Here is a 7,575-nt window from a genome sequence, read left to right on the forward strand (position 1 = left end):
GGGGGCGCCGGGTGCCTCGCCCTCACTGGCCGGCGTCGCGTACCAGCAGGGCGATCTGCACGCGGTTGGCCAGGCCCAGCTTGGCCAGGGACCGGCAGACGTGGGCCTTGACGGTGGTCTCGGTCATCGCCAGCTCCCGGGCGATCTCCGCGTTGGCCAGCCCCCGGGCCACCCCTGCGACGACGTCCCTCTCCCGTGTGGTGAGCCGCTCCAGCCGGTCGCGGGCTGCGCGCGCCGCCGCGGGGTGGTGCTCGGCGAAGGCGTCGACCAGCCGCCGGGTGACGGCCGGTGCCAGGATCGCGGTGCCGTCGGCCACCGCGCGAACGGCCGCGATCAGCTCCTGCGGCCCGCTGCCCTTGAGCAGGAACCCCGCCGCCCGCGCGCGCAGGGCACCGTAGACGTACTCGTCCAGGTCGGAGGTCGTCAGCATGACGACCTTGGGCGGGTCGGGTGCGCGGTTGATCGCCTTGAGCGCCGCCACCCCGTTCATCCGGGGCATTCGCACGTCCATCAGGACCACGTCGGGCCGCAGGCGGCGCACGGCGGTGACGGCCTCGGCCCCGTCTCAGGGACTCGTCGTCGGCGATCAGGACCCGGGTCACGTCGGCAGCCTCGCCCGCACACAGAACCCGCCCCGTGCGGTCGGCTCCGCCCGGAATTGCCCGCTGAGCGCCCGGACGCGCTCGCCCAGCCCGATGAGGCCCGCCCCGGCGCCGGGCAGAGCCACCGGGGCCCTGTGGGGCGGGTCGTTCTCCACGGTGACCTCGATCGCTTCGGAGGTGCGGCGCACCGCGACGCGGGTCGCGGCGCCGCCGGCGTGCTTGTGCACGTTGGTCAGTGCCTCCTGCACGACCCGGTAGGCGGCGTGCTCCTCGGCGGCGCCGGCCGCGTCCGCGTGTTCGGCCCCCCTGTGCTCCAGTTCGACCGCGACACCCGCCGACCGGGACCGCTCGACCAGGTCGGCCACGTCGCAGAGCGCGGGCGGGGGCCCCTCGGGTGCGGGATGCCCGGTGGGGCCGAGCGCCCCGAGCACGTGGCGCAACTGCAGGAGGGCCTCCTGTGCGGTTCGGCGGATCAGCTGCGCCTCGCCCGTGGCGGCCGCGGCGGCGCAGTCGAACAGCGTCGCCTCCTTGAGCACCCCGTTCCAGAGCGTGCCCCACAGCAGCAGCAGGGCGGTGCGGCCGGTCCCGAGCAGCCCCGAGCGGTAGGCGGCGATCGCCAGCAGCAGGATTCCGATGTACTGGCCGAAGTGCGCGGTCACCGGCACCCGCCAGGGGCCGTAGGAGATGTCGGCGTAGGCGGCGGCCACGGTCGCCGTCGCCGGGCCCTTCCTCACTCGCCCTCTGCGGTTGGCGTTCGCGCAGGTGGCGGGCTACCAAGCAGGTGCGCTGGGCGGGGCAGGGACCCAGGGTCCCCCGGAGGCCGGGGGCGGGTGGACCGGGGCGGGTCCTCATCGGCGGCGGTCCCCGGGCGGATCGCCCCTTCGGCCATAGCGGCGACCACGGCGGCCGTGCACGGCGTGCGCCCCCGGGCCCCGCGAGCCGGTTCGGCCACTCCACCCGAATAACGTTAATTAATTACGTTACTTTATTACGTAATACCGACTCCGCAAACAAAACGAAGGTCCGAAGCGGCGGCAGATCTGACCCCCGATAAGTGGGCGTTACCGGGGGTCAGGTGTGGAGGGCGCACCGAACCGTCACCGGAAACGCCCGCCCCGCCCAAACGAAACTCCGCCCCCAGGGGGCCGCAGGGGCCGTCGCCCCTGCGGTGCGGGGGCTGTGGGAGGCTCGGTCCTCCCGAACTACGGCGAGCCGCAAAGCAGCTCGTGACTCGGCGCCGTCATCGAACCGGTGCCCAGGTCGCGGCTCTACCGCTCAATCCTGTACCGCCCCTCCACGCCCCCAGGTGCGCTCAGCCCAGCAGCCGACGGAAGAACCGTTCCTCACCCTCGGAGGCGATCGACGCGGGCAGGGCGAGCAGCGCCTCCAGACGGAGCGGCTCCCCAAGTCCGGCACGGTGAAGCGCTGGCGGCGGTAGAACGGCTCCAGGTTCCGGGGCCCGGCGCACCTGGGCCAGGAAGCGGCCCGGCGGGATGGTCGGAACGCAGCCGACCACCTGCCCTGTGCGGTCGGTGCGCGGGGCCCGCGGGGGCGGTCCGGCCGGGGCCAGAGGGCGCGGGCGGACCGGGCCGCGGGGTCACCCGTCGGCCGACGAGCGGGCTGCCTGGGCGTTGAGCTCAGCTCCGAGCAGCACCGCCAGCGCGGTCACATACAGGAACAGCAGGGCCGCGGCGGGCGCCGCCAGTACGCCGTAGGCGGCGTTGTCGGATACGGCCGCCGCCAGGACCCACCGCAGCGCCAGGCTCCCGCCCAGCCACAGCAGCATCGCGAGGACCGCGCCGGGCACATCGCGCCGCCAGCGGCCGCGGATCGGCGTCGCCGCGCGGTAGAGGACGACCAGCAGCCCCGTGCAGAGAACGACGAGGAGAGGCCAGTAGCCCACACCGACCAGCGGCCCGACGACCGGGCGGGCGGCGGCGGGGGCTGCGGCCAGGATCCAGCCGGGGGAGGCGACCAGTAGCGGCAGTACGACGGCTCCGGCGCCCAGCGCCCCCAGGTAGAGGGCGAAGGCCAGCGACCGGGACCGCAATGCCGAACGGAGACCGTTCATCCCGTACGCGATGGTGATGGCATTGACGTAGGTGTTCATCGCCGCCGAGCCGCTCCACAGCGCGAGCAGGAAGCCGACCGAGACGAACTCGCCGCGCCCGTGGCGCAGCACGTCGGCCAGGACCGGGCCGATGACCTCCTCGACGGCCGAGGGCGCCAGGACGTGCCCGGCCGCCGTCAGTATCCAGGCCTCGACCTGGCCCGCCGTGCCCGGGCCGAACAGCGGGGTCAGATAGCCGATGGCGGCCACCAGGACAAGCAGCAAGGGGGTCAGGGACAGCAGGGCCCAGAATCCGGCCTCGGCCGCCAGCCCCAGGATGCGGTCCGTCCAGGCCCGGCCGGCGGTGTCGGTGGCCAGGCGCCGCAGGCGCCGCGCCCGGTCGCCGAGCCGGAGGCCGCCGCCGGGGCGCTCCCCGGTGTCCGTCGGCGTGGTGGAAGGCCGCGGGCGGGGTGTCACGGCGGGGTCGGGGGACGGCGCCCGCTGCGGGCCTGGTACCGCAGGCGGGTGGCGCGGGCGGCGGCCAGGACCAGAGCGATCACGGTTCCGGCGATCACCGCGATGAGCAGGGCGATCGCCAGGGGCAGCTCGCCTTTGAACCTGAGGAAGGCGACCTCGACCGGATCGGTGTTGCTGAGCAGGAACACGATGAGGACGGCGGCGAGCAGCACGCCTGCCGCGATCGCGGCCCACACTCCGAAGGGGTTCCCGGGCACATCGGGCTCTCGGGGCGGCTCCGGTTCCGGCTTCGTATCCGGATCCGGCCGCCTGCGGGAGGGCGGCCTGGAGGCGGCGGTGGCGGGGCCGCTTCCGTCGTCCGGGCGGCCGCGGTTGAACCAACGGTGGAACGGCATGCCGCATCCCCCTGACGTGGGCCGACGCGGTCGGATGCCTCGGCCCGAAACATCGTCGGTACCGGGTGCGTCCGAGTCTACGCCGGGGTTCCCTGCCCCGGCAGGCCCGTTCGCCCGTCCTGGCGCGGGCCCGTCGGACCCGCTCCTTCGGGGTGCGTGTGGGACGACGTCGGGGGCCGGTCATCCGGCGGCGGGGCCGCCTCGGCCCCGGGCGCCCTTCGGAGCCGATGTGCGTGCCGGCCCCCCGGCAGGGGAGCGGCCCGGCGGAACGGTCCGTTCCTTGGTCCGCACCCGGCCGTGGCCGCCGCGCCCCCACGGGCGGTCGGGGGCCCGGGGGGGGCGCCCCGCCGCGCCCGGGATTCCCTCGCAGGCCAGGGCTCTCCCGGCGGCTCCGCAGGCGCCCCCAGGACCCCCGTCCCGCCCCTGCGGCCGGGGCCCTGGAGGGCGTCCGCCGCCCCCGCCTGCGGTGTGCTTCTGGTCTCCCCTGCCGCCCCCGGTGCCCGCGCACCGCCGCCTATCGCCTAGGCTTGGGGTGCGGCCGGAGCCAGTGACCGTCGGGGAGGCCGCGACCCTTGAGCGCCCGCGGCCCCATGGGATGGGGCCGGAACCGGGCATGCGGCGAGAGCGCACTGCGGACGCGCGGCGTCGCGAGGGACAGGTCCGCGCCCATCCACCCCGCAGCAGCCTGCGGGCACCCCCGCGTGCCCGCACCGCGCGATGCCCCGACGGACACGACGCCCGCGTCCTTATTTGGAGATTCATGGCATCCGCCCTTGCCGACCACGCCGCCGCCGACCTCGACCCCGAGCTCGGATTCGTCGCGCCCGACGCCCAGGACGGGCACCTGCCCGAGGAGTCCGGCGCCGAGGCCGCCGGGCCCGCCGCCGAGCAGGAGGCCCCGGAGGGCTTCTCGGCCCTGCCCCTGGGCCCGCGCCTGCAGACCGCGGTGGCCCAGGCCGGGTTCACCGACCCCACCCCCATCCAGCGCGAGGCCATCCCGCCGCTGGTGGCCGGGCGCGACCTGCTCGGCCAGGCCGCCACCGGCACCGGCAAGACGGCCGCCTTCGCCCTGCCCATCCTGCAGATGCTCGCCGACCGCCCCGAGCGCTCCTCCGGCGCCCCGGCCGCCCTGATCCTGGTGCCCACCCGTGAGCTGGCGGTGCAGGTGTGCGAGGCGGTGGAGTCCCTGGGCGCCGTCGCCCGCGCCCGCGTGCTGCCCGTCTACGGCGGCACCCCCATCGGGCGGCAGCTGCGCGCCCTGGAGCGCGGGGTGGACGCGGTCGTGGCCACCCCGGGCCGCGCCCTGGACCTGATGGGCCGCGGCGGCCTGGTGCTGGACCGGCTGTCCATGGCGGTGCTGGATGAGGCCGACGAAATGCTCGACATGGGCTTCGCCGAGGACATCGAGCAGATCCTGGAGCAGACCCCGTCCGACTGCCAGCGGGTGCTGTTCTCGGCCACCATGCCCTCGCGCATCGAGGCGCTGGCCCAGAGCCACCTGAGCGACCCGGTGCGGGTGCGCATCGCCCCGGAGAAGCGCGCCCAGGGCGAGGCCCCGCGCGTGCGCCAGTGCGCCTACCTGGTGCCGCGCGGCTACAAGGAGGCGGCGCTGGCCCGGCTGCTGGAGGCCGAGGACCCGGGTGCGGCCATCGTGTTCTGCGCGACCCGCGAGGAGGTCGAGCGGGTCACCGAGGCGATGAACGGGCGCGGCCGCCGGGCCGAGGCCCTGCACGGCGGCATGGGCCAGGAGCACCGCGACCGGGTCATGGGGCGCCTGCGCTCGGGCGCGGCCGACCTGCTGGTGGCCACCGACGTGGCGGCCCGCGGCATCGACGTGGACCACCTGACGCACGTGGTCAACTTCGGGCTGCCCGCGGCGCCGGAGTCCTACGTGCACCGGACGGGCCGGGTCGGGCGCGCCGGGCGCGAGGGCGTGGCGCTGACCGTGATCGAGCCGCGCGACCAGCGCCGCCTGAAGGCGGTGCGCCGCGCCACGGCCAGCCCGATCGAGGTCGAGCAGGTCCCCACCGTCGAGCAGATGCGGCGCCGCCGCCTGGAGCGCACCCGCCAGGCGCTGCACCGGGCGCTGTCGCAGGACGGCGCTTCCGAGGGCGGGGCGCAGGCCGCCGCCCCCTCGGAGCTGGAGGAGGTCCTGGGGTCGCTGCGCGAGGAGTTCGGGGCCGAGCAGGTGGCGCTGGAGGCGCTGCGCATGGCGCACGGGGTGCTGGCCCCGGCCGCCGAGGGCGAGCAGGAGATCCCGCAGGTGCCGGTGCGCCCCGAGGGCGACCGGCGCGGGCGCCGCACCGACCGGCCCGAGCGGGACCGGGGCGCCCAGGGCCCGGGCCGCCGCCCGGGGCGCGGCCCTTCGGGCGACCGGGTGCGCCTGTTCGTGGGGGCCGGGCGCAGCGCCCGGGTGCGCCCCCAGGACCTGGTGGGCGCGATCGCCGGGGAGGCGGGCCTGAACGGCCGCGACATCGGCGCCATCGAGATCGCCGAGCGGTTCTCCCTGGTGGAGGTGCCCGCATCGGACGCCGACCGGGTGATCGACGCCCTGCAGGGCGCGATGATCAAGGGCCGCAAGGCGGTCGTGCGGCGCGACGCCCGCGAGGGCGGCGGGCAGCGCCCGGCCCCCAAGCGCCGCCCGGCGTCGGCGGGCCGCGGCCCCCGCGACTGACGCGGCCGGGCTGGTGAAGGCCCGGGACGGCTGAAGCACGGATAATGGGGCGGCGCATGCGCCGCCCCCACTATCCGTTTTAAGACAGCGCCCGCCGACGGCGGGGCGCCGGGCGCGGCCCCCGATCCGGCGCACACGGCCTTGGTCCGGGCCGGTCGATGCGGTACGTGCGGCTCCGCTGCCATGAGGCGGCGAAGGCATGGGGCGGTGTCGCGGTCGGCGATGACGCGGACAGGGCGGTGGCCCAGGCCGGACAGGCGAGGGTGTCGGCCTGTCCGGAGGACAGCGGCGTGAGGCCCAGGCGCCCGTCCGGAGTCAGGGAGCAGACCGCGCGGACTCCGCCCGGCGGCTCCAGTCGGCCCACCGGTCCCGTTCGGGCGCCGTTCCCGGCGGCCGTCCTGTGCGTCTGCAGCTTCTCGATGTCGGTCAGCGCGGTGTTGTCCAGGGCGGGGCGCGAACGCAGGAAGCCCCCGGCCTGGGTGGGGAACTCGTCGACGGCGTGGGTGAGGTGCCAGTCATCGGTGGCCGTGCTTCATGGTCTCTGGCGCGCCGCCGGCAGTGCCCGTGGGCCGGGCGGCAGAGCCTTGCCGCCGGGGGAAGGCCGGACGGTCGGGCCCGGCGGGCCCTCAGGGGCGGTCGAGTGTCCCGGGCGGTTCCTCGGGTGCCTGCGGCAGGTCGCTGCCGTGCAGTGCGTACATGACCATGTCCCGGTGCTCGCCGTCGATCAGGCTCCACCGGTGCAGCAGCCCCTGGCGGTGAAAGCCCGAGCGTTCGGCGGTGCGCATGGAGGCCGTGTTCCACGGCTCCACGTACAGCTCCAGGCGGGGGATGCCCAGCCCGTGCACGGCCCAGTCGGTGACAGCGGCCAGCGCCGCCGCGGCCGCGCCCTGCCCCCGGCCTGATGCGGCGACCCAGTACCCCAGTGACGCGCGCTCCCGGCGCGGGTCCTTGAGCCAGAGCCCCACGTTGCCGACGGGGCGCCCGCCCGGGTCGACGATGACGAACGGGTACCCGCCGCCTGTCGCGGTCCGCTCCCACTGCCGCCGCACGAACGCCGCCCCTTCGGCCTCGGTGTAGGGGCGCGGCACCGTGGTGATCGCGGGGATGTAGGCGTCCTGGGAGGCCTGTCGGACCAGGGGCTGGTCGGACAGGCGCCAGGGGCGCAGGGTGATTCCCGCGCGGGCGTTGAGTTCGGGGACGCGGTCGGGAAGGTCCATGGGCACAGTGTGCCCTGCGGGCACGGGTCGACAGGCGGGCGGTCCCCCTGACTGCTAACCGGACCTGAGGAGCCGCTCCGCCAAGGGGAGGCGGCGCTCGGTCCCGCTGGTCGGTCAGGGCAGGATGAGCGTGGTGATGCCCGAGGCGGCGGGCCCGCCC

At 76.1% G+C, this 7,575-nt stretch carries 6 protein-coding genes and 1 pseudogene; 1 reads left to right on the plus strand and 6 read right to left on the minus strand.

Annotated features, from left to right (window positions below; genetic code table 11):
- Nucleotides 1-22 precede the first annotated feature (22 nt).
- The 5 genes and pseudogenes from D476_RS39765 to D476_RS33765 form a co-directional block, all read right to left on the minus strand.
- On the minus strand, nt 23-316 hold the full coding sequence (locus tag D476_RS39765; protein WP_275041557.1) for a response regulator transcription factor: 294 nt from the start codon (nt 314-316) through the stop codon (nt 23-25).
- Between the two features lie 15 nt (nt 317-331).
- A pseudogene (locus D476_RS39770) lies at nt 332-553 on the minus strand (response regulator); the annotation flags it as partial.
- Nucleotides 554-598: 45 nt separating this feature from the next.
- Complete coding sequence (locus tag D476_RS33760; RefSeq protein ID WP_152529381.1) at nt 599-1,336, minus strand: sensor histidine kinase; 738 nt, start codon at nt 1,334-1,336, stop codon at nt 599-601.
- Between the two features lie 863 nt (nt 1,337-2,199).
- Nucleotides 2,200-3,129, minus strand: a complete 930-nt coding sequence (locus D476_RS0118190) for a YihY/virulence factor BrkB family protein (protein WP_017625360.1) — start codon at nt 3,127-3,129, stop codon at nt 2,200-2,202.
- On the minus strand, nt 3,126-3,524 hold the full coding sequence (locus D476_RS33765; RefSeq protein ID WP_083939558.1) for a LapA family protein: 399 nt from the start codon (nt 3,522-3,524) through the stop codon (nt 3,126-3,128). The genes D476_RS0118190 and D476_RS33765 overlap by 4 nt, the downstream gene beginning before the upstream one ends.
- Before the next feature lie 760 nt (nt 3,525-4,284).
- On the opposite strand from D476_RS33765, the gene D476_RS39775 reads away from it, so the two are divergent.
- Nucleotides 4,285-6,198, plus strand: a complete 1,914-nt coding sequence (locus D476_RS39775) for a DEAD/DEAH box helicase (protein WP_017625362.1) — start codon at nt 4,285-4,287, stop codon at nt 6,196-6,198.
- Nucleotides 6,199-6,824: 626 nt separating this feature from the next.
- Here the strand turns inward: D476_RS39775 and D476_RS0118205 are convergent.
- On the minus strand, nt 6,825-7,415 hold the full coding sequence (locus D476_RS0118205; protein ID WP_017625363.1) for a GNAT family N-acetyltransferase: 591 nt from the start codon (nt 7,413-7,415) through the stop codon (nt 6,825-6,827).
- Between the last annotated feature and the right edge of the window lie 160 nt (nt 7,416-7,575).

This window comes from Nocardiopsis chromatogenes YIM 90109 (genome assembly GCF_000341185.1).
Taxonomy (GTDB): Bacteria; Actinomycetota; Actinomycetes; order Streptosporangiales; family Streptosporangiaceae; genus Nocardiopsis_A; species Nocardiopsis_A chromatogenes.

Bases quoted from the DNA above. Each gene is read 5' to 3' on its own strand.
- D476_RS33765 (WP_083939558.1), bottom strand. From the start codon at position 3,524: ATGCCGTTCCACCGTTGGTTCAACCGCGGCCGCCCGGACGACGGAAGC.
- D476_RS39775 (WP_017625362.1), top strand. From the start codon at position 4,285: ATGGCATCCGCCCTTGCCGACCACGCCGCCGCCGACCTCGACCCCGAG.
- D476_RS0118205 (WP_017625363.1), bottom strand. From the start codon at position 7,415: ATGGACCTTCCCGACCGCGTCCCCGAACTCAACGCCCGCGCGGGAATC.